Consider the following 18,067-nt stretch of genomic DNA (forward strand, 5'->3'; position numbering starts at 1 on the left):
AAGCTTAAAGACAAGAAATTTAAACAGCATAAACGGAAACAGAAGAAAGAGAGGAAAAAAAGAGAAGTAGACCGTCAGGACCGGGGTACCAAAAGGGACCGTCGGTCCTTTTTGTTTTTTAGTCATATTTTTGTTAGGATTCCCATATGACTAGTAACGAAATACGCCAAAGATTTTTAGATTTTTTTGCCAGACGGGAACACGTCATTTTACCTTCAGCACCTCTAGTGCCAGAAAATGATCCGTCGGTTCTTTTTAATACAGCTGGGATGCAACCCCTAGTTCCTTATTTACTTGGCCAACCACACCCCCAGGGTGTTCGCCTGGTAAACGCTCAAAAATGTGTCAGGACTGTTGATATTGATGATATTGGTGATAATACTCATGCTACTTTTTTTGAGATGCTAGGTAACTGGTCATTAGGTGATTATTTTAAAGAAGAGGCAATCGAGTGGAGTTATAAGTTTTTGACCAATGAAGAAGAAGGTTTGGGTCTCGATCCTAATCGTTTGTATGTCACAGTGTTTGAAGGTGATGATAATGCTCCGCGTGATCTTGAGGCGGTAGAGATTTGGAAAAAATATATTCCTGAAAACAGAATTTACTTTCTAGGCGTCAAGGATAACTGGTGGAGTCCTGGTGACAATGGTCCTTGTGGTCCGGATACTGAAATGTTTTACGATTTAACCCCCGAAGGACTAGGGGATTTAACTCATGAGCAATTTGTTGAGGCTAATGATACTCAAAAAGTGGTGGAGATCTGGAATAACGTTTTCATGGAATATGAGAAAAAAGAGGGGAAAGTGATAGGTAAGTTAGCTAAGAAAAACGTTGATACTGGTTCTGGTTTGGAGCGAATTACAGCTGTAGTTCAAGGTAAAAATAATATTTTTGATATTGATGTGTTTGAGCCAATCTTTGCCAAGATTCATGAATTAAGTAATACCTCAAATACAACCGCTGAAAGAATTGTAGCCGACCACCTTAGGACAGCTGTTTTCTTGATCAGTGACGGTGTTTCGCCATCGAATACAGATCAGGGTTATATTTTGAGACGTTTAATTCGTCGGGCGGTTCGTTATGCTGATAGTTTAGGAATTACAGGTAATTTGGTTGATATCGTAGAAGTGATTCAAGATAAATATAAAGATATTTATCCAAATGTAATTGAAGAAAAAATAAAAACTATTTTCCAGGAGGAAGAGGTCAAATTCAGATCCACCTTAGAAAAAGGATTAAAAGAATTCGACCGAGGTCTTGATCCATTCACTTTATTTACCTCTTATGGTTTCCCTTTTGAATTAACTAAAGAATTAGCTAAAGAAAAAGGAATTATTATTGATGAGGAAGCCTTTAAAACTCAAATGAAGGAGCATCAGGATTTGTCTCGAGCCGGAGCTGAGCAGAAATTCAAAGGGGGATTAGCTGATCATTCTGAACAAACTATCAAATATCACACCGCCACTCACCTTCTCAACCAGGCTTTGCACGATGTTTTGGGCGATCATGTTGATCAAAAGGGTAGTAATATCACCACCGAACGTTTACGTTTCGATTTTTCTCACACTGCCAAAATGACCCCCGAAGAAATCGCCCAAGTAGAACAGCTAGTTAATGACAAAATTAAAGCTGATTTACCAGTCCAGTCTGTGGTTCTACCAAAAGCCGAAGCCGAAAAAACAGGTGCTCGTCATGCTTTTGCTGATAAATATGGTGATGAAGTAAATATTTATTTTATTGGTGACACTCTTGAGTCAGCTTACTCCAAAGAATTTTGTGGCGGACCTCACGTTGAACACACTGGCACCCTCGGTGTATTTAAAATTGTTAAAGAAGAAGCAGTAGCAGCTGGTATTCGTCGCATCAAAGCAGTTTTGCAGTAATTCACTGTCTACTTTTTGTCACCTCGTGATATAATCCTTGATAAATAATCATGGGTTTATTTCCTTTTACACGAAAAAATAATTATATTGGTATTTTAGATATCAGTGGTGATAAAGTTAGCGCTTCTTTGGTTTTTATTGGACCAAAAAATACTCTACCGTGCGTTCAGGTAAAATTTACTACTCACACACCGATTGTTTATGGCAATCCAGCCAGCCTCAAACGCTATTTAAAAAGTATCAGTGATGGAATAGATCAAGTATTAGCCAAAACTGTTAAAGACCAATCAATTATTCCTGATCGCTGGTTTTGTTTTTTGCCGTCTATTTTAACTAACAACAAAACCACTACTTTAACCTACGAGGATGAAAAAGAATTTATCGTAACGACTAAGATGGTTCAGGGAATGGTCTCCAAACAGGCAAAAGATTGGCTGGATAGCAACAATACTCTATACACTGACCTACCAACTGACCAAAATATTTTACTTGAGAGTCACATTTTAGAAATAAAACTCAATGGTTATAAAGTTATAGATTACCCTAAAAAGAAAGCTACTAAATTAGAGCTAGAAGTCTATACTAGTGCCGGCTCTAAACAGATTTTAGATATGATTAAAAACAAAATGGCCAACTATACTCACGGTCGGGATATTTTCTTGGCGACCAGTGTTCTCTCGCAGTATCAGACTTTGGCTGAAATTATGCCGGACGAAACAGATTATCTCTTAATTGATCCCAGTGGAGAGTTGTGTGATGTTTTATTCGTTTCGGGAGGGGTATTTAAAGACCACGTCTCATTTCCCCTAGGGAAAAACATCCTAACCCGTAGTAACCAGTTGGATGATGTTGGTTTTAATGATCGTTTTTCGACCTTACGTTTATACGCCGAAAATAAACTAACCAAAAGTGAAGTTGGCAAACTGGAACAGAAATTAAGTGAATTGGAAAAAAGTTGGCAGAAATTATTTAGTCACAGCTTAAAACACTTAGCAGAAAACGGTTTTATTCCTAATAAGGTATTTATTTTAGCGGATGATCCAGTAGCTAAAATTTTTGCTATGTGGATAAATAAAATCGGGTTTGAAGAGTGCAATTTAGCTAGAAAACCTCTAACCGCTAATTTATTAACCCCCGCCACCCTGGCTAATTTTTGTGACTTATCAGCCACCAAAAAAGAAGATCTGACTTTAGCCTTTGGGGCCTTGTTTGCTCGCCGTTTTGTCCAGTGATATACTTATTAGTATAAATTTCTTTATAAATTATGGATGATATTAACAACAAAAGAAGTTTGCGTGAGGTTCTACCCAAACATGGGCAAGAATCAGCTTCTTCTCACTTAGAAATTAAACCAATGTTTACTATTCCAGAACCTAATCCAATCACCAACAAAACTCCTAGACGAACAGGAGTACCGGTTAAGAGTATGATTATCTCCTTAGCTCTTGTTTTGGTTGTAATTTTTGGAATTATCGTATCAACCACTTTTGCTAAAGCGGTTATTAATATCACTCCGCGTCAGGCAGATGTGGTTTTGGATGGCAGTACTGTTTTTCAAACAAAAAGTTTAGCGGCTGAAGATAGTGATTTGGTTTTCGGTACAGTAAATAAGGATTTCGTAGAAACAAAACTTGTTCAAGCTACCGGTGAAAAAGATATCTCCGAAAAGGCTCAAGGTACTATTATTATCTACAACGCTTTTGATGATAAGCCAGCCAAGTTGGTAGCCACCACTAGATTCGAAACAGCTAATGGCAAAATTTATCGGATTAAAGACGCGGTAACTATTCCTGGTATGAAAGGAACCACACCTGGTTCTGTAGAAGCGGTTGTTTATGCTGACAAGGCGGGTAGTGAGTACAATATTGCCCTGTCTGACTTTACCGTTCCCGGCTTGAAGAGTGATGCGGCTCGTTTTAATAAAGTTTACGCTCGATCAAAAACACCAATGACTGGTGGTTTCGTTGGTAAAACCAAGATCATCTCTGAAGCTGATCGAAAAACAGCGGAAGCTGAATTGAAAGACGCTTTGACTAAAAAGTCTGGGTCAATTGCTTTAGATATACCTTCTGATCAGATCTTACTTCCTGATGGAAATCTGACTTCTTTTAGTCCTTTAAAGGTGGAGTCAGCAACATCTAGTAATCAGGCCTTATTATCTTTAAAAATGACCAACACCGGTATCTTACTTAAGAGGGCTGATTTGGCTAAATTTTTAGCGCAAAAATATGTCCCAGAATACAAGGGTGACCCTGTGGATATCGACGCCATAAATGACCTAACTTTCAAATTAGAGAACAAAACTCAACTCAATCCTACTAGCTTAAATACCATCTCTTTTACTATCACTGGCAAGGCTCGTTTAGTTTGGACTTTCGACGAAAATAATTTCAAAGAAAGTGTAAAAGGCCTTTCAAAATCAACATATTCTGAGAAGTTGGCTGGCTTCCCAGCAATTCAAAAATCTTCCATTTCTTTCCGTCCACCGTGGATATTTAGCATCCCGTCAGACATTAATAAGATTGAGATTAAGAAGGAGTTAGCTAAATAGCCATATTTTGCTTGACTTTTATAGGTTTAATTTGCTAATATAGCCCGGGTACCAATCAATGGAAGATAACAAAAATAAAACCTCGCCTGAGGGCGAGAATAGTGTTGTTTCTGGAGTGGTCACAGAGGCCTTACCTAATACTCATTTTCGAGTTCAAGTAGGTGATCAAAACATCCTCACTTATTTAGCTGGTAAGATGCGGTTGCATCGAATCAGAGTTCTAGTGGGAGACAAAGTAGAAATTCTACTTGATCCTTATGGTGGTAAAGGCCGAATTATTAGGAGGCTATAAAAAGTTTAAATTCGGGCTCCAATTTTATTTTCATGAAAGTTAGGTCAACAATTAAAAAGCGCTGTCCGCAATGTAAAATGGTCAAAAGACGTGGCCATCTTTACGTTATTTGTAAAAACAAACCGCGACATAAACAAAAACAAGCTTAAATATGCGTATTGCTGGTATTACACTTCCTAATAACAAACGTTTAGAGATTGCTTTAACAGCTGTCTATGGTATTGGTCGTCCTTTAGCTCAAAAGATTTTACAAGACAACAAGATTGATCTTGGTAAGAAACCTGAGGCTTTAACTCCTGATGAAGAAAATCTAATTCGTCGATCAGTTGAAGTATTAAAAATTGAAGGTGACTTGAAAAGAGAGGTGGCTGGCAATATCAAGCGTCTAAAAGATATCAAAGCTTACCGAGGTACTCGTCACTCTCGTGGCTTGCCTTCACGTGGTCAACGAACCAAAACCAACTCTAGAACTCGCCGTGGTAACGTTCGTAAGACGATGGGTTCTGGTAGAAAAGCCACTGATAAGAAATAGTTCAACCAGCTCACTATAAATAACTTACATCAATAACATGGGAAAAAAACGAGTAATTAAAAAGGGAGGCCAAGACGACTTACGTAGTCGTGGAGCTGGTCGGGCCAACAAAAAGAAACTAGATCACGGTATCTTGTTTGTTAATGCTACCTACAACAACACTATGATGTCTGTAGCTGACGGTCGAGGTAATATCTTTCTAGCCTCCTCAGCTGGTGCGCTTGGTTTTTCTGGTTCTAAAAAGGGTACCCCTTATGCCGCTGGTAAAGTGGGTGAGTTTTTAGCAGAAAAAGCTGAAGCAATGGGTTTGAAAGAGATTGACGTGATAGTTAAAGGAGTTGGAGCTGGTCGAGAGTCTTCAATCCGAGCGTTTGTGGCTAGGGGAGTTAATATTAGTTCCATTAAGGACGCTACTCCAGTGCCCTTCAATGGCCCAAAAGCACCTAAGCCACGTCGCGTTTAAAATACCAAAGTTACTAATTTCAATAAACATTTAATACCATGCGCGTAGGTCCAAAATACAAAATTGCTCGTCGACTAGGTGAAAGAGTTTTTCCAAAGACTCAGACCACTAAATTTACTGTTTCTGGTTCTGATAAAAAACCTAAAGGTAAACGAGGTCGCGGTTCAATGAGTGAATATGGTTCTCAATTGATTGAGAAACAAAAAGCTCGCTACACTTATGGTATTACAGAAAAACAGTTTTCTGGCTATATTAAAAAAGCTCGAATTAAGAAAGGTAACCCAGCTGATGAGATTTTCAAATCTTTAGAAACCAGATTGGATAATGTGGTTTTCCGCATGGGCTTAGCTAGTTCTCGTGCTGCTGCTCGTCAAATGGTCTCTCATGGCCATATTTTGCTCAACAACCGACGTTTGACTATCCCGTCAGCTATCGTCCGTATTGGAGATATTGTAACTGTTAGACCTCAAAGTAAAGATAAACCACTATTTAACGAATTGGATGAAAGACTTAAGACTTACACCGTACCAACCTGGATTAGTTTTGATACAGATAAACGAGAAGCGACGATTAAAGCCTTACCAACAGTCAGTCAAGGTGAGATTAATCTGAATTTCGGTAAGATCTTGGAGTTCTATAGTCGGGTCTAATTATTTTAAAAAGTCACCAAGCGTTATTAGAGTTTAATTTTATAACCATGCCAGAATTCAACATCATTTTACCATCAAAACCAATCATCGTTTCAGAAAACGATAAACTTGGTGTTTACGAAATCGAAGGTTTATATCCAGGTTACGGTCATACTTTGGGTAATTCATTACGCCGAATTGTTTTGTCATCTCTACCTGGTTTTGCTGTTACTGCCGTTAAAATAGACGGGGTAGCTCATGAATTTTCAACTATCAATGGTGTGAAAGAAGATGTTATTGCTATCATCCTTAACTTGAAAAAAGTTCGCTTCAAAGTAGTTGGAGATGAACCAGTTACTCTTCGTCTAAAAGTGACTGGACCAAAAGAAATTACTGCTGGTTTGATTGAAGCCCCTGGTAATGTGGAAATTGTTAATCCTGATCATTATATTTGTAATTTGACAGACAAAAACGTTACTCTAGATATTGAGCTAACTATTGAAAAGGGTCTTGGTTATGTACCAAAAGAAACTCTTCAAAACGACAAAGTAGATATCGGTATGATTGCTTTGGATGCTATCTTTACTCCAATTCGTCGTGTTAGTTATGAGGTTGAACCAATGCGTGTTGGTGACCGAACTGACTACAACAAACTTCGAATGACAATCGAAACCAATGGCGACATCACTCCTCGTGAAGCTCTAGAGAAATCTATCACTATCATGATTCACCAACTGAAAGCAGTTGTTGGCTTTAAAGAAGATGTTGATACTGTTGAAATGCCTCACCAAAGTGATTTGGAGGCAGTACCTAATGAGGATGGAGACTCAGCTAACGACGACGACGTTCTTAAAACCAGAATCGAAGACCTGGATCTATCTGTTAGAACTCTTAAAGCTCTATCCACAGCCAGTATCCGAACAGTAGGTGGCTTATCTCGTAAAAAAGAAGATGATTTATTAGAGATTCCTGGCTTAGGAGACAAAGGGGTGCAGGAAATCAAGCGATCATTGAGTAATTTTGGAATTGTGCTAAAGTAATGAGGCTTTTAAATTAAGATTATGAGACACCACGTAACAATCAAAAAATTAGGCCGAGAGCGAAAAGTTCGTTCTTCTTTGATGCGCAGTCTGGCTGAAGGCTTGATTTTACGTGGTAAAATCAAGACCACAGAAACCAAAGCCAAGGCTTTGCGACCTTATGTGGAGAAATTGGTGACTATTGCCAAGAAAAATACCGTCACTGCCCGTCGTCTGATAATCTCTCGTCTAGGAACTGAAAAACGAGCCGCTAAATTAGTTGACGATATTGCTCCTAAGTACAAAGACCGTAATGGTGGCTATACTAGAGTAATCAAATTGCCAGCTAGAGCAGGGGATGCTAGTCCAATGGCTTTTATCGAATTTGTATAATTTATTGACCATGAACCACACTGTTGACGCCACAAACAAACCATTAGGCCGACTCGCTTCTGAAATAGCGGTCCTTTTGCGCGGCAAAGACAAAGCAACTTTCGAACGACATATTGATCCAAAAGTGGCTGTGGAAGTACTTAACGCTAAAGATCTAAAACTAACTGGTACTAAGCTGAATACCAAACTTTATCACCGTTACAGTGGCTACCCAGGTGGTATGAAAGAAAGAACAGCCGCTGAGGTTATCACTAAAAAAGGTTATGGTGAACTAATCAAAAAAGCTGTTAGAGGAATGCTACCTAACAATAAGTTGCGACCTTTAATGCTTAAACGCTTAACTATTAACGATTAATTTTCAATATGGCTACCAAGAAAGACAATCAATATTTCGAAGCTGTCGGTCGTCGCAAGACCGCTGTTGCTCGTGTGCGCTTAACTCCTAGTACTAAAACTTCTTACGTAGTAAACGGCAAACCTTTGGCTGAATATTTCCCAACCAAAGAACTTCAAGCTTCTGTAGAGAGTTCTTTAGCTACTACTCCCAACATTCACTTTGCTGTTAGTATTAAAACAATCGGTGGGGGCGTTCACGGCCAAGCTGATGCGGCTAAACTTGGTATCGCTCGCGCTATTATCTTAACTGACAGCGAACTACGAACCACTCTTAAACAAGCTAAACTTTTGACCCGTGACCCTCGTGCTAAAGAACGACGTAAGTTCGGTCTCAAAAAAGCCCGCAAGTCTCCACAGTGGAGTAAGCGCTAATCCGGAGATCGTAAGTAAAAGCGCTGGACGCACCCCTCAGTGGTCAAAGCGCTAACCCTTCGGTCCAAAGAAGGCTACCTAGATTAAAGAATGAATACGGAAAGACACCCGACACCATCGGGTGTCTTTTCTATTTTGTGGTCAGTAAATCGACCACAGATCACTTGGCTTAGCCAGAGATGATTGCGGTCGGCTTACTGCTGGTCGTGGCAGTACGGTCCAATTATCAGCTAATAAACGTGATCTATGAATACATATACACCCATAAGGCGGCTCTACGCCTGGGTCGGATTCATTACCTTGGTCTTTCTGGCGACTAAGGCGGTTATCTGGCTCTTTGTAGCGCATCAAGTCCTTGCACTGTACGGGTATTGAGTTAGCTCATCACACCCACTATGCAAGAAGAAAAAAAGCAAAACTTGATACCCAATAGTACGCAGGTCCCAAACTTGATTCTGGATTTGCTGATCCCTCAAATTCCCGAGGGAGAAGCGCGCTGTCTTTTATACATATGCCGCCGGACATTCGGTTTTCATAAGGAAGAAGACAACATCAGTTTTACACAATTTCAAAACGGCATCAGAACAAGCCAGGGAAGATTGCTCGACTTGGGTACAGGAATGTCTCGACCAGCGGTTAATAACGCACTCCAAAACTTAAAAAAGGCGGAGGTAATTTTCGTGCAAAAAAGATCGATGGGGAATCGATACCGACTCAATCTTGAAATAGATGTGGATAAAGTAGTAAACGTAATTAACCAGTTAAGAAAGTTAACTGGAAGTGGTAAACGAAGATTACCAAAAGTAGTTAACGAAGTTAACACACAAAACCTAGTGAAAAAAGAGAAACCTAGTATTAGGGACCCTGTGAATAAGTTATCCACAGAAATGAGAGAACTCACGAAAAAGATGACCATTAATCGCTTCAATCACTAACAATAAAAATGAAAATAAATCCAAATACCAAATGCACCTTGAAAGGTCGAAATTATCAGACAGTAATCATTATCGACTAATGAAATATCTTAGCCTGTTTTCCGGTATAGGCGGATTCGAGCTAGGAATTCTTAACGCGCATGTGGAAGCAACTCACAGAAAGGCGATCGGAGCAGGCAAAGCAACTGAGAAGACTCGGGGTGGTAAAAGATACTCGGAGTCTGAAGGTTCTGGTCCCAAGGGACGACGAGCTCGCCAACACGATCACTTCGGCGGCTCACGACAAGAACCGCTTACTTGCGTGGGTTACTCAGAAATCGACAAGTACGCCGTTGAGATTTACCAAAAGCGATTCCCCGAACATAAAAATTATGGAGACATCACAAAAATCAAACCAAGTAAGCTCCCCGACTTCGATCTATTGGTCGGAGGATTTCCGTGCCAGGCTTTCTCGATTGCTGGAAAAAGGAAAGGCTTCAAAGACACCAGAGGTACGCTCTTTTTTGACATCGCACGCATTCTCAGAAGTAAGAAGCCAAGGCTTTTCCTTTTGGAGAACGTCAAAGGACTGCTATCTCATGACAGTGGCAATACTTTTAAGACCATTATCTCCACGCTTGCAAAATTGGGGTACGACATTCAGTGGCAGGTGCTTAACTCTAAGAATTTCGGAGTCCCTCAGAATCGGGAGCGAGTGTTCATTATTGGACATCTTAGAGGAACAACCCGACCAAAAGTATTTCCTTTCACCGAAAACAACAGCGAGAATATTGTCCTACCAACCATCACGACACGAGTTACCGCCGACTCAAACGGAACTTATGTTGGTAAAAGATCGCCACGTCAAATAATCGGGTCCAGAAGCCAAGGCGACAGAGTGTATGACCCAAGTGGGATTTCGGTCACTCTGGCGTCCCAGGCAGGCGGTCTGGGGGCAAAAACAGGCTTGTATGCGGTGAAGATCAAGGAAGCAACAAAGAAGGGTTATGCCGAAGCTAGACCTGGTCAGGCAATAAATCTGGCGGTCCCGAATAGCAAGACAAGACGAGGGCGAGTAAGTGATGTGGCACAGACATTGGATACAGGAATGCAGCAACATACGCTGACTCCTGACATGAAAATCCGCAGACTCACTCCAAGAGAATGTGAACGACTCCAAGGCTTTCCGGATGGGTGGACGGATGGCGTGAGTGATTCGCAGAAATATAAAACCTTGGGCAATGCGGTGACAGTCAATGTGGTCGAAGTGATTATCAGAAAAATAATCTCCTCACTTTGATGCCATGCAAAACATTAATAATCCTCGACACAAACTGGTCCCGCAACAGGTTCAAGAATTGCAAAGGCTTTTCGAAGATGAGGGGTGGAGACTTAATTGGCTCTCAGTCTTCTTCAAGGTTCACCGCAGCTCGATAATCTTTCACATTCGATTCAATGGCTGGGTCCGGCGCATGAAAGTGCTCAGACACATGCCAAAGGAGATTGCTGAAATATATCGCTTGAGAAGAAAACAGAAATACGAGAATAAATTCAGAGGGTCCTACGATTACATCAAGCGGTCGGCCGAGCAGAACAAGATGAACAGTTGCGTACATATCAGATGGGTCAAACGATGCAGTCTCTGTGGCGAAATCTTAGGATCAGATGCCACACATAATCATTAATTAAAATATTTATGAAAAAAGAAAAAATAAAAACAGAAGTAAAACATACACCAAACCCCATCAACCTATCAGCTCGCTTTCTGACCGCCCGCCCTGATCTCGTGAGTGCGTGGATTATCGGGGCTCATAGTCTCATTGGAATATTTAAGTCTGAGCATAAAGAAGCATTAATCGCATATCTTGAGACGGTCCAAGGAGAATTCTTTGCGGCACTCCGCCATCATTGGGAGAAGAAATATCCGGATCAGAAGCTCACCTATACCTTCGGCACGATTTGTCGAAATCGAAAAGGTGTAGAACGACTCGTCATCGGTATTCAGCCGACAGAAAAGAAAAAACCAACCTACGAGTACATTGATGACGACGGCAAGGTCGGCGCCTGCAACGAGTCGAGCATGGTGGGCTGGATGGAGAAATAAAACTTAGCATGAGTGAGAAATTGCAAAAAAGAGAACCTTATCGACCACTTTCGATCCCTGAAAAGGATCTCTTGTTTGCCTTTTACGATAAGCACAATGGGAACATGATTGCGATGTCTCGTGACAGAGAGTCCCAATTTAAGGCCTACAGCCAAATAAAATACTATTGCGCCTTCTATCATTTTCACGAACGCTACAGCCAAATAAAGCTAGAAAGAGCCACAAAACTAATCGATTCTCTCAAGGATTCAAAGATTCTAGCCATTCAGCAGGCTATACACCTCATCGAAACACGCCAAATTCCTCTCAAGAATAAGCAAGGAGACCTGATATTGGATGCTGATGGCCAGCCCATGTTTTACTCCCTTGGTCCCGACCATAAGGAAATAGAGATGGCCTGGAAGATTATCAAGACCGAATTGGGTGAGCCTACAACAATCGGTAAGCACGATCACACCTCAAAAGGTGAGCGTATGAGAGGTTTATTCGATTTCAACGAGAAAGAGGCTGAGGATCATGAGTCGATATTTAAACGAGATGATAAACAAACAACCGACAACAACATTAAAACCAGTGACAGCGGAGGGGTTAAAGACTCTCAGGATGGCACGGAAGGAGGCGCGTACGAAACACGCTAAAGAACATTTCGGATACTTCCTCGCATACTATCTGCCACATTATGTTCGTAGTGAATTTGCTCCGTATCACTACGATATGATGGGTGACTTTCATGATCTCGTCGAATTAAAGATCAATGAGCTTGCATGGTTTATGTATCGAGAAAGTGCGAAAACAAGTTTTGCAAAGGGTGGCATTTTATATCTCCTTGCATATGGTTTGGCTGAATATCCAAATGTCGATTCTCTTGATGGTGATAATAGCGAAAGAATTCTCTATGACGTTACTTGGGAGCTGCAAACCAATAAGCGATTCATTGACGATTTCGGAGAGCTTCATGTAGGTAAAAGGACGCAAGACCAAGTCAGTCAAAAAAGAGTATCGAACTTTGTCACTAACCCTTTGTTCGATGAGAAGGGAAATATTCTTAGAATAGGAGCTCGTGTAGAAGCTCACACAACGAATGAAGATGCTAGAGGATTCCAACACAATAGCAAACGTCCAGACTTTCTGTTACTCGATGACTTTGAGACAAAGAAAAGTGTACGCAGTGAAGTCATGACGAAATCAGTTCGAGATCACATCGGAGAATTCAAAGGAGGTATCGCCAGTGAAGCTCAAAGAATTCTTTATCTTGGGAACTACTTCAGCGAGTATGGAAATATTCAAAGCATCATTAATCGGGCAGATCATGATCCGAAACTTAGAGTACGAATCGTACCTATCTGCCAAGGAACACTTGGAGATTTATATGACCCTACGTGGCCTCAGCGTTGGGTACTGACTGATAAAGAAGCAGAGAATACTGCTAAAGCCAGCATCGAATCGAAACAGCGAAGTATGTGGACACCTGAAGAAGGTGACACTGACTTCCAGGCTGAAATGCTCTGTCAGCCAATCGATGAGACCAAAACGATATTCAAGCGTGAATGGTATATGCCGATTACATGGGATGCGCTTATGCAAAAGAAACTTGCTGTGTATGTGACTATCGATACTCCAAGTAGGAAGGAAGATGGCGGAGTCAGCAAGGACGGAGACTTCGTAGGAATCTGTGTGAATTGGGTCGACAGAGAAGGCAAATGGCATCTCAAAGCTTGGAGAGAAAAGCTTGGTCCCACTGCCATCATCGAGAAGATGTTCGGAGTCTATAACTTCTTGATTCAAGCGGGTACTCCACCGATCAAGTTTGGATGGGAAGATACCGCATTTACTCGAGGGCTTGAACCGATGCTTAGACATGAACAGAGAATGCGACAAATATTCTTACCTCTCATGTGGCTCAAACACGAGGGCAGATCAAAGCAAGACCGAATTCGTACCGGATTACTCTATCGATACGAAACTCGAAGCATCTACCATCTCGAAAGCGAATGCAGAGACCTTGAAAACGAGCTAGTTCGCTTTCCTGATGCAGAACATGATGACACAAGCGATGCTACGGCATATCAAAGCGACATTGCACGTCCTGCTGGAGTAGAGAAACCGAGAGACCCTAGACCAGAAAGGGTAATGGAGACTCCTTATGGCAAGGTAAAGCCTGCATACGAGGATGAATTGGTCGATGAAGGTCCTCAATACCCTGACATTGGCATCTAAAGAAAAAGTAATGCACGCAATTTTGCAATTTTCGAGCATCATACTGAACTCAATATGGCATTAGCCCACTATAAAAAACGAGACACACTTTCATCTCAATCTCTCAAAGAGATCGACTACTCGTATCGATACAAGAAAGCTCGAATGAGCTCGTGGAACAAGAACGAGGACATGATGAATCCTGATCGGGTAAGTCCCTCGGTTGTTTCTCCATATGGAGGCAATACTTTCCAACAAGCGGGTGATACCCGAGCTCAAGTGCCTCTCTACAAGATGCACGGATTCGTACACACGATTCTCTCGAAGATAGATAGTCCTCTCACATTCAAATACATAAAAGGTGAGTCAGCAGATTTGAAGAAGGCAAAGCTGATGAACGCAATCAAGGAGAAAGATTCTAAAACTGGAAGGTGGAATTTCAAAGACTTGATGGGTAAGCGAGATGCTGCTATTTATGGCAGAACAATTTATCTGTACATGACTCGAAATGATAAGGGAGCGTACAAGAGTCTCCTCAATCTCATTGATCCAAAAGACTTTCTCATCGACCCTGACGTAGGTGGTCTATGCACTGAAGAAGAAGACGGGAGCGGAGTTGAGAAAGCCCTGTATCTCGGATGGTGGAATACAAAGCTCACTCGTGCTCAGCTTACACAAGGAGTCAAGGATGGAATTTATTACAAAAAGGTTGTCGAGGATTTGCTTGAGGGTGGAGGTAACAATACAACCAAAACTCAACAGGATATCGATAAGGACAATCGAAAGATGAGCGGAGCTCCTCGAGAGCGTTTCAAGAATGAGAATCAATTTATTTTCTATACATGGATTACTACTGACGAGAACGATGATCGGTATTACTTGGTTCTGACTCCATCTGGTGATTGTATTCGGTGTGAGAAATGGGTAGACATACGAAAGAGCGGAAAATATCCGATATGGACATGGGCAGCTTTCCCCGACCCTCGAGAATTCTGGACACCCTCATACTGTGATTACGCACGGGGCATCTTTATGGCTCAGGAAAAGAGTATCAATCAGTCACTTGATAACTCAGAGCAAATCAATCGTCCTCAAACTGCGGTAAACGTAGACTATGTACGTAATCTTGCTCAAGTTAGATATCGAAAGGACGGCTACATCGAGATTGAGGGAAATATTGATGTGAACAAAGTGCTTCAAACACGTCAGACTCCGCCGATTCAAGGTCCGTTCATGGTGTATGACAAACTAGAAACGATTGTCGAGGGTGAAAGCGGTGTGACGGCAGGGGTTAAAGGAGTAGGAAATGAAGATACTCTAGGAATTTACGAAGGAAATATTGCACAAGCAGGTGATCGTTTCGGACTCTTGAATAAGAGCTATGCCGAAGGCTACTATCGATTTGCAGTTCTACATAAAGAGGGAGTGATGCAAGATTTGAAGAAGAAAACAGCTGTCCAGATTCTCGGTCCTATGGGTCTTGAGATAGAAATGGTCACATCTCGAGATTTAAAGCCGTACCAAAACGATTATGACATTCTTGTTGAATCAAGTAGCGCTGAAGCACAAAACAATGCAGCAGAAAGCAAGAATAAAATAACATTTCTCAGTGAATACAAAGGAGATCAAACAATCAATCAGAAAGTTTTATTTGAAACACAAGCGGCTATCGCAGGCGTTGATGATGACACAGTTAAAAGACTACTCGATACGAGTGATTACGATGCAATCGAAGTCGTAGCACAAGCAGATGAAGCATTCCAACTAATTATTGGTGGTCATAAAGCTCCTCTCTACAAAGATGCAAACACTGCATTCCTACAAAGACTCCATGATCTATCCGATAAATACGACCATGAGCTTACTTCCGAACAACACAGTGCCGTATTTGCCTACATCGAGCAAATAACACCAGTTGTAGAGCAGAACGCAGCACGTTCGGTTGTAGCTCAGGCAGCAAAGCAAGGCATGATCAGCGGTCCTGGTGGTGCGGTCGATATTACACCCACAGACGACAAGATTGATCCTGCCATGCGAGGTGATCCTGTGGCAGAAGCGGCAAAAACCGCAACATTAACAAAATAATCAATATAAATTTATGTCTGAATCAAACAATGTGAAATTCGTAGAAGCTAATGGCAAGTGGTTATGGAAGCGATATAGCGCCGAAGGGTCGGTTATTTCTCGCAGCCAATTATTCGATACCGAAAGAGAAGCTCGAGAGGATTATCAGGCACATGGGAATGAGGGACAAACCACAGCTCCGTCACAGCCAGATAACACTCAAGCATCAGAGCCTACAGCTCCAAGTGTCGACTCACCTAATGATGTCGGCAATGTTGCTCCTGAGGGAGAAGTAAATGCCGGTACAGCATCTCCAGCAGACTCAGAAGCTGGCCTGGTATCGTAACGAGATACGATCTCATTGTCATACCATGTTGACCTTCACCTACAAAGTCAAAAAGCGAGCAAAGGATAAGGGTGATTTTCGTATCACCAAGCACGGACAGATGGCAGAGTTTTCTTTGCGTGAACTTAATCGAAATATTGAGCAAGTTCGCAAGCAGGCAAGGGAAATGGAAGCCAATGCAAAGCTTCAAGAAGCTCTTGCAGAGAATATTCGCAGAACGAACCCTGATCTTGTTTCGTACATGAAGAAACTATCACCTAAAAAGCGTCATGCACTCATCATGCTTTCCATTCAGGAAAACAAAGCAAAGCAGTTCAAGGATCAGGAAAAAGAGTCGAAACGAATCCTGCGAATGATTATTAGCGAGGACAAGGAAGTCCGTAACCAATTAAAGCTATGAGCGAAACACCAGAAGAAAAAGAACCTGAGCTTACTGGTCCGCACAATCCTGATGAGGAGGTTGATCCGGAGAAGCAAGCAGCTGAAGACGCAGAGATCGAAGAACTCAACGATGCGATTGATGTAACAAGCGACCTAGTCTCATGGTCTAAGACTCCTGCCGGTAAGGACACCATAGAGCGTCTTCAAACTGAGTCTCGTAAGGCGATGAATGAGCTCTTTGCAGTTCTCCATGACAGCCCTGAGCTCGGAAAGCTTATATCTGTCGTCGCTCGTTTCGAAGCGTCAGTACAGATGCTTAGGCGATTCATTGGAGCAGATGAAGACTTGGATACTTTGCTAGATGAACTCGCAAGGAAGCGTCCGAGTGCGGCAGCTAAGGTTGCTAAGTAAAGAAAAGATAAAGAAAAAGTAAAATATTTATCAAGAAATAATCATCGGGAAACCGGTGATTTTTCTTTGTAAAAGTAATGCACGCAATTTTGTATTTTTCATACATCAAACTATCAGCATAGAGGGGCCAACCTCTTATTAATAAAAAGGTTAATGCGCTAATGCTCTGCGTTCCACAATCGAGCATCAATGGGGCGAAACCATCGAAATATAAAACGTATATGCCAAAACCACATCAGGAAGCAGCACCCGCTGACGATAAGTCAGGAAAAGCTGCAGGGGAATCTCAGCCAGCCGATAAGGGTGGCAAGAAAGATTCAGACAACCCTTCAAATGGTCAATCGATTGCACAGGTTGCAGGGGGTGAAAACTCCAAGTCTAGCGATTCTAAGGACGGCAAGCCAAAAGATGGCGATGAGAGGGACAGTCTCATAGTCGACCTCAAGAAAGAGAATCGTGAGATGAAAAAGATGATCCGTGACGAGGTTATTCCTACCATTCGTGATTTGCAACAGCAGATCAAGAAAGGAGGTACAAGTGCCGACGATGCTCTCGATGAGCTAGACGCACTCGCCAAAGAGTGGGAACTCGAGCCGAAATTTGTCCAGAAGCTCGCAAGTATTCTCCTCACCAAGTCTAAGAAGCAATTCGAAGACGAGTACCTTTCAGACATCAAAGACATTAAGAAAAAGACTGAAGCGCAGTCCAAGGAAATCTCCAACGCTCAAATCACTTCAGCAATCTCGAAAGAGTTTGATCGAGTGATTGCTGATAACCCTGATCTTGCCAAGGTCGCCAAAAAAGAAGCCGTCAAGAAATACATCATGTCGAGTGAGGAAAACCTCGGTCGCACGATGGAAGATATTCTCGAGGAACTTTATGGCGACTCTGAAAAGCCAGAACCAGGCATGGAAGGCTACAGCTCTCAGGGAAGCAATCATCAGAAGGAGCCGGACTACAAGGCTCCAAGCGAGGAAGACCACAAGCGCATCGCTCAGTCTCGTGAAAAGGGTGGTCAGGAATTTGATAAGTACCAAGAAGGTCTTATTGACCGACTGACTCATCGATCACGTCATCGAAAGTAATTGATTTTTGGAAGGGTAAATTTATTCACTTAATTT

22 protein-coding genes are annotated in these 18,067 nt (G+C 41.8%); all 22 read left to right on the top strand.

Features of this window, described 5'->3' with window-relative positions; genetic code table 11:
• The first annotated feature begins 146 nt into the window (after positions 1 to 146).
• The 22 genes from K8Q91_01595 to K8Q91_01700 all read left to right on the top strand — a co-directional run bounded on the left by K8Q91_01595 (position 147) and on the right by K8Q91_01700 (position 18,031).
• The gene (locus K8Q91_01595; GenBank protein MCE9628666.1) at positions 147 to 1,883 is read left to right on the top strand and encodes an alanine--tRNA ligase; all 1,737 of its coding nucleotides are present in this window, start codon (positions 147 to 149) and stop codon (positions 1,881 to 1,883) included.
• A gap of 50 nt (positions 1,884 to 1,933) precedes the next feature.
• Complete coding sequence (locus tag K8Q91_01600; GenBank protein MCE9628667.1) at positions 1,934 to 3,115, top strand: hypothetical protein; 1,182 nt, start codon at positions 1,934 to 1,936, stop codon at positions 3,113 to 3,115.
• A gap of 32 nt (positions 3,116 to 3,147) precedes the next feature.
• The gene (locus K8Q91_01605) at positions 3,148 to 4,434 is read left to right on the top strand and encodes a hypothetical protein (protein MCE9628668.1); all 1,287 of its coding nucleotides are present in this window, start codon (positions 3,148 to 3,150) and stop codon (positions 4,432 to 4,434) included.
• 58 nt (positions 4,435 to 4,492) lie between these two features.
• Positions 4,493 to 4,726, top strand: coding sequence for a translation initiation factor IF-1 (gene infA / locus K8Q91_01610; GenBank protein MCE9628669.1), 234 nt, complete (start codon positions 4,493 to 4,495; stop codon positions 4,724 to 4,726).
• A 32-nt stretch (positions 4,727 to 4,758) separates the two neighbouring features.
• Entirely contained in the window at positions 4,759 to 4,875 is a 117-nt protein-coding gene (gene rpmJ, locus K8Q91_01615) for a 50S ribosomal protein L36 (protein MCE9628670.1), read from the top strand.
• A gap of 2 nt (positions 4,876 to 4,877) precedes the next feature.
• Complete coding sequence (gene rpsM / locus K8Q91_01620) at positions 4,878 to 5,258, top strand: 30S ribosomal protein S13 (GenBank protein MCE9628671.1); 381 nt, start codon at positions 4,878 to 4,880, stop codon at positions 5,256 to 5,258.
• Positions 5,259 to 5,295: 37 nt separating this feature from the next.
• Positions 5,296 to 5,721, top strand: a complete 426-nt coding sequence (gene rpsK, locus K8Q91_01625) for a 30S ribosomal protein S11 (GenBank protein ID MCE9628672.1) — start codon at positions 5,296 to 5,298, stop codon at positions 5,719 to 5,721.
• 38 nt (positions 5,722 to 5,759) lie between these two features.
• Positions 5,760 to 6,371, top strand: coding sequence for a 30S ribosomal protein S4 (gene rpsD, locus K8Q91_01630; GenBank protein ID MCE9628673.1), 612 nt, complete (start codon positions 5,760 to 5,762; stop codon positions 6,369 to 6,371).
• 47 nt (positions 6,372 to 6,418) lie between these two features.
• Positions 6,419 to 7,390, top strand: coding sequence for a DNA-directed RNA polymerase subunit alpha (locus K8Q91_01635; GenBank protein ID MCE9628674.1), 972 nt, complete (start codon positions 6,419 to 6,421; stop codon positions 7,388 to 7,390).
• A gap of 21 nt (positions 7,391 to 7,411) precedes the next feature.
• Positions 7,412 to 7,762 carry a 50S ribosomal protein L17 gene (rplQ, locus tag K8Q91_01640; GenBank protein MCE9628675.1) on the top strand — a complete coding sequence of 117 codons (351 nt, stop codon included), beginning with the start codon at positions 7,412 to 7,414 and terminating at the stop codon, positions 7,760 to 7,762.
• 10 nt (positions 7,763 to 7,772) lie between these two features.
• The gene (gene rplM, locus K8Q91_01645; protein MCE9628676.1) at positions 7,773 to 8,117 is read left to right on the top strand and encodes a 50S ribosomal protein L13; all 345 of its coding nucleotides are present in this window, start codon (positions 7,773 to 7,775) and stop codon (positions 8,115 to 8,117) included.
• A gap of 8 nt (positions 8,118 to 8,125) precedes the next feature.
• Positions 8,126 to 8,530 carry a 30S ribosomal protein S9 gene (gene rpsI / locus K8Q91_01650; GenBank protein MCE9628677.1) on the top strand — a complete coding sequence of 135 codons (405 nt, stop codon included), beginning with the start codon at positions 8,126 to 8,128 and terminating at the stop codon, positions 8,528 to 8,530.
• A 395-nt stretch (positions 8,531 to 8,925) separates the two neighbouring features.
• Entirely contained in the window at positions 8,926 to 9,465 is a 540-nt protein-coding gene (locus K8Q91_01655; protein ID MCE9628678.1) for a replication protein, read from the top strand.
• Between the two features lie 79 nt (positions 9,466 to 9,544).
• A complete protein-coding gene (gene dcm / locus K8Q91_01660; GenBank protein ID MCE9628679.1) occupies positions 9,545 to 10,744 on the top strand; it encodes a DNA (cytosine-5-)-methyltransferase in 1,200 nt (399 codons plus the stop codon).
• 396 nt (positions 10,745 to 11,140) lie between these two features.
• The gene (locus K8Q91_01665; GenBank protein MCE9628680.1) at positions 11,141 to 11,548 is read left to right on the top strand and encodes a hypothetical protein; all 408 of its coding nucleotides are present in this window, start codon (positions 11,141 to 11,143) and stop codon (positions 11,546 to 11,548) included.
• Positions 11,549 to 11,556: 8 nt separating this feature from the next.
• A complete protein-coding gene (locus K8Q91_01670; GenBank protein MCE9628681.1) occupies positions 11,557 to 12,186 on the top strand; it encodes a hypothetical protein in 630 nt (209 codons plus the stop codon).
• On the top strand, positions 12,152 to 13,765 hold the full coding sequence (locus tag K8Q91_01675; GenBank protein ID MCE9628682.1) for a hypothetical protein: 1,614 nt from the start codon (positions 12,152 to 12,154) through the stop codon (positions 13,763 to 13,765). The genes K8Q91_01670 and K8Q91_01675 overlap by 35 nt, the downstream gene beginning before the upstream one ends.
• Before the next feature lie 171 nt (positions 13,766 to 13,936).
• On the top strand, positions 13,937 to 15,829 hold the full coding sequence (locus K8Q91_01680; protein ID MCE9628683.1) for a hypothetical protein: 1,893 nt from the start codon (positions 13,937 to 13,939) through the stop codon (positions 15,827 to 15,829).
• 13 nt (positions 15,830 to 15,842) lie between these two features.
• Positions 15,843 to 16,154: a hypothetical protein gene (locus K8Q91_01685; protein MCE9628684.1), complete on the top strand. Its 312-nt coding sequence runs from the start codon at positions 15,843 to 15,845 to the stop codon at positions 16,152 to 16,154.
• Positions 16,155 to 16,179: 25 nt separating this feature from the next.
• Entirely contained in the window at positions 16,180 to 16,554 is a 375-nt protein-coding gene (locus tag K8Q91_01690) for a hypothetical protein (protein ID MCE9628685.1), read from the top strand.
• Positions 16,551 to 16,946, top strand: coding sequence for a hypothetical protein (locus tag K8Q91_01695; protein MCE9628686.1), 396 nt, complete (start codon positions 16,551 to 16,553; stop codon positions 16,944 to 16,946). The genes K8Q91_01690 and K8Q91_01695 overlap by 4 nt, the downstream gene beginning before the upstream one ends.
• 221 nt (positions 16,947 to 17,167) lie before the next feature.
• Positions 17,168 to 18,031, top strand: a complete 864-nt coding sequence (locus K8Q91_01700; protein MCE9628687.1) for a hypothetical protein — start codon at positions 17,168 to 17,170, stop codon at positions 18,029 to 18,031.
• The last annotated feature ends 36 nt before the right edge of the window (positions 18,032 to 18,067 follow it).

The sequence above is a fragment of the Candidatus Vogelbacteria bacterium genome (assembly GCA_021414225.1).
GTDB lineage: Bacteria > Patescibacteriota > Minisyncoccia > Phycocordibacterales > XYD1-FULL-46-19 > JAIOOX01.

Excerpts from the sequence above, each read along its gene's own strand:
- K8Q91_01690 (MCE9628685.1), top strand. The coding sequence starts at position 16,180 with ATGTTGACCTTCACCTACAAAGTCAAAAAGCGAGCAAAGGATAAGGGT.
- K8Q91_01700 (MCE9628687.1), top strand. The coding sequence starts at position 17,168 with ATGCCAAAACCACATCAGGAAGCAGCACCCGCTGACGATAAGTCAGGA.
- K8Q91_01675 (MCE9628682.1), top strand. The coding sequence starts at position 12,152 with ATGGCACGGAAGGAGGCGCGTACGAAACACGCTAAAGAACATTTCGGA.
- infA (MCE9628669.1), top strand. The coding sequence starts at position 4,493 with ATGGAAGATAACAAAAATAAAACCTCGCCTGAGGGCGAGAATAGTGTT.
- K8Q91_01685 (MCE9628684.1), top strand. The coding sequence starts at position 15,843 with ATGTCTGAATCAAACAATGTGAAATTCGTAGAAGCTAATGGCAAGTGG.
- dcm (MCE9628679.1), top strand. The coding sequence starts at position 9,545 with ATGAAATATCTTAGCCTGTTTTCCGGTATAGGCGGATTCGAGCTAGGA.
- rpsM (MCE9628671.1), top strand. The coding sequence starts at position 4,878 with ATGCGTATTGCTGGTATTACACTTCCTAATAACAAACGTTTAGAGATT.
- rplM (MCE9628676.1), top strand. The coding sequence starts at position 7,773 with ATGAACCACACTGTTGACGCCACAAACAAACCATTAGGCCGACTCGCT.
- rpmJ (MCE9628670.1), top strand. The coding sequence starts at position 4,759 with ATGAAAGTTAGGTCAACAATTAAAAAGCGCTGTCCGCAATGTAAAATG.
- rpsD (MCE9628673.1), top strand. The coding sequence starts at position 5,760 with ATGCGCGTAGGTCCAAAATACAAAATTGCTCGTCGACTAGGTGAAAGA.
- rpsI (MCE9628677.1), top strand. The coding sequence starts at position 8,126 with ATGGCTACCAAGAAAGACAATCAATATTTCGAAGCTGTCGGTCGTCGC.
- K8Q91_01635 (MCE9628674.1), top strand. The coding sequence starts at position 6,419 with ATGCCAGAATTCAACATCATTTTACCATCAAAACCAATCATCGTTTCA.
- K8Q91_01600 (MCE9628667.1), top strand. The coding sequence starts at position 1,934 with ATGGGTTTATTTCCTTTTACACGAAAAAATAATTATATTGGTATTTTA.
- K8Q91_01595 (MCE9628666.1), top strand. The coding sequence starts at position 147 with ATGACTAGTAACGAAATACGCCAAAGATTTTTAGATTTTTTTGCCAGA.
- rpsK (MCE9628672.1), top strand. The coding sequence starts at position 5,296 with ATGGGAAAAAAACGAGTAATTAAAAAGGGAGGCCAAGACGACTTACGT.
- K8Q91_01655 (MCE9628678.1), top strand. The coding sequence starts at position 8,926 with ATGCAAGAAGAAAAAAAGCAAAACTTGATACCCAATAGTACGCAGGTC.
- K8Q91_01605 (MCE9628668.1), top strand. The coding sequence starts at position 3,148 with ATGGATGATATTAACAACAAAAGAAGTTTGCGTGAGGTTCTACCCAAA.
- K8Q91_01680 (MCE9628683.1), top strand. The coding sequence starts at position 13,937 with ATGATGAATCCTGATCGGGTAAGTCCCTCGGTTGTTTCTCCATATGGA.
- K8Q91_01695 (MCE9628686.1), top strand. The coding sequence starts at position 16,551 with ATGAGCGAAACACCAGAAGAAAAAGAACCTGAGCTTACTGGTCCGCAC.
- rplQ (MCE9628675.1), top strand. The coding sequence starts at position 7,412 with ATGAGACACCACGTAACAATCAAAAAATTAGGCCGAGAGCGAAAAGTT.
- K8Q91_01670 (MCE9628681.1), top strand. The coding sequence starts at position 11,557 with ATGAGTGAGAAATTGCAAAAAAGAGAACCTTATCGACCACTTTCGATC.
- K8Q91_01665 (MCE9628680.1), top strand. The coding sequence starts at position 11,141 with ATGAAAAAAGAAAAAATAAAAACAGAAGTAAAACATACACCAAACCCC.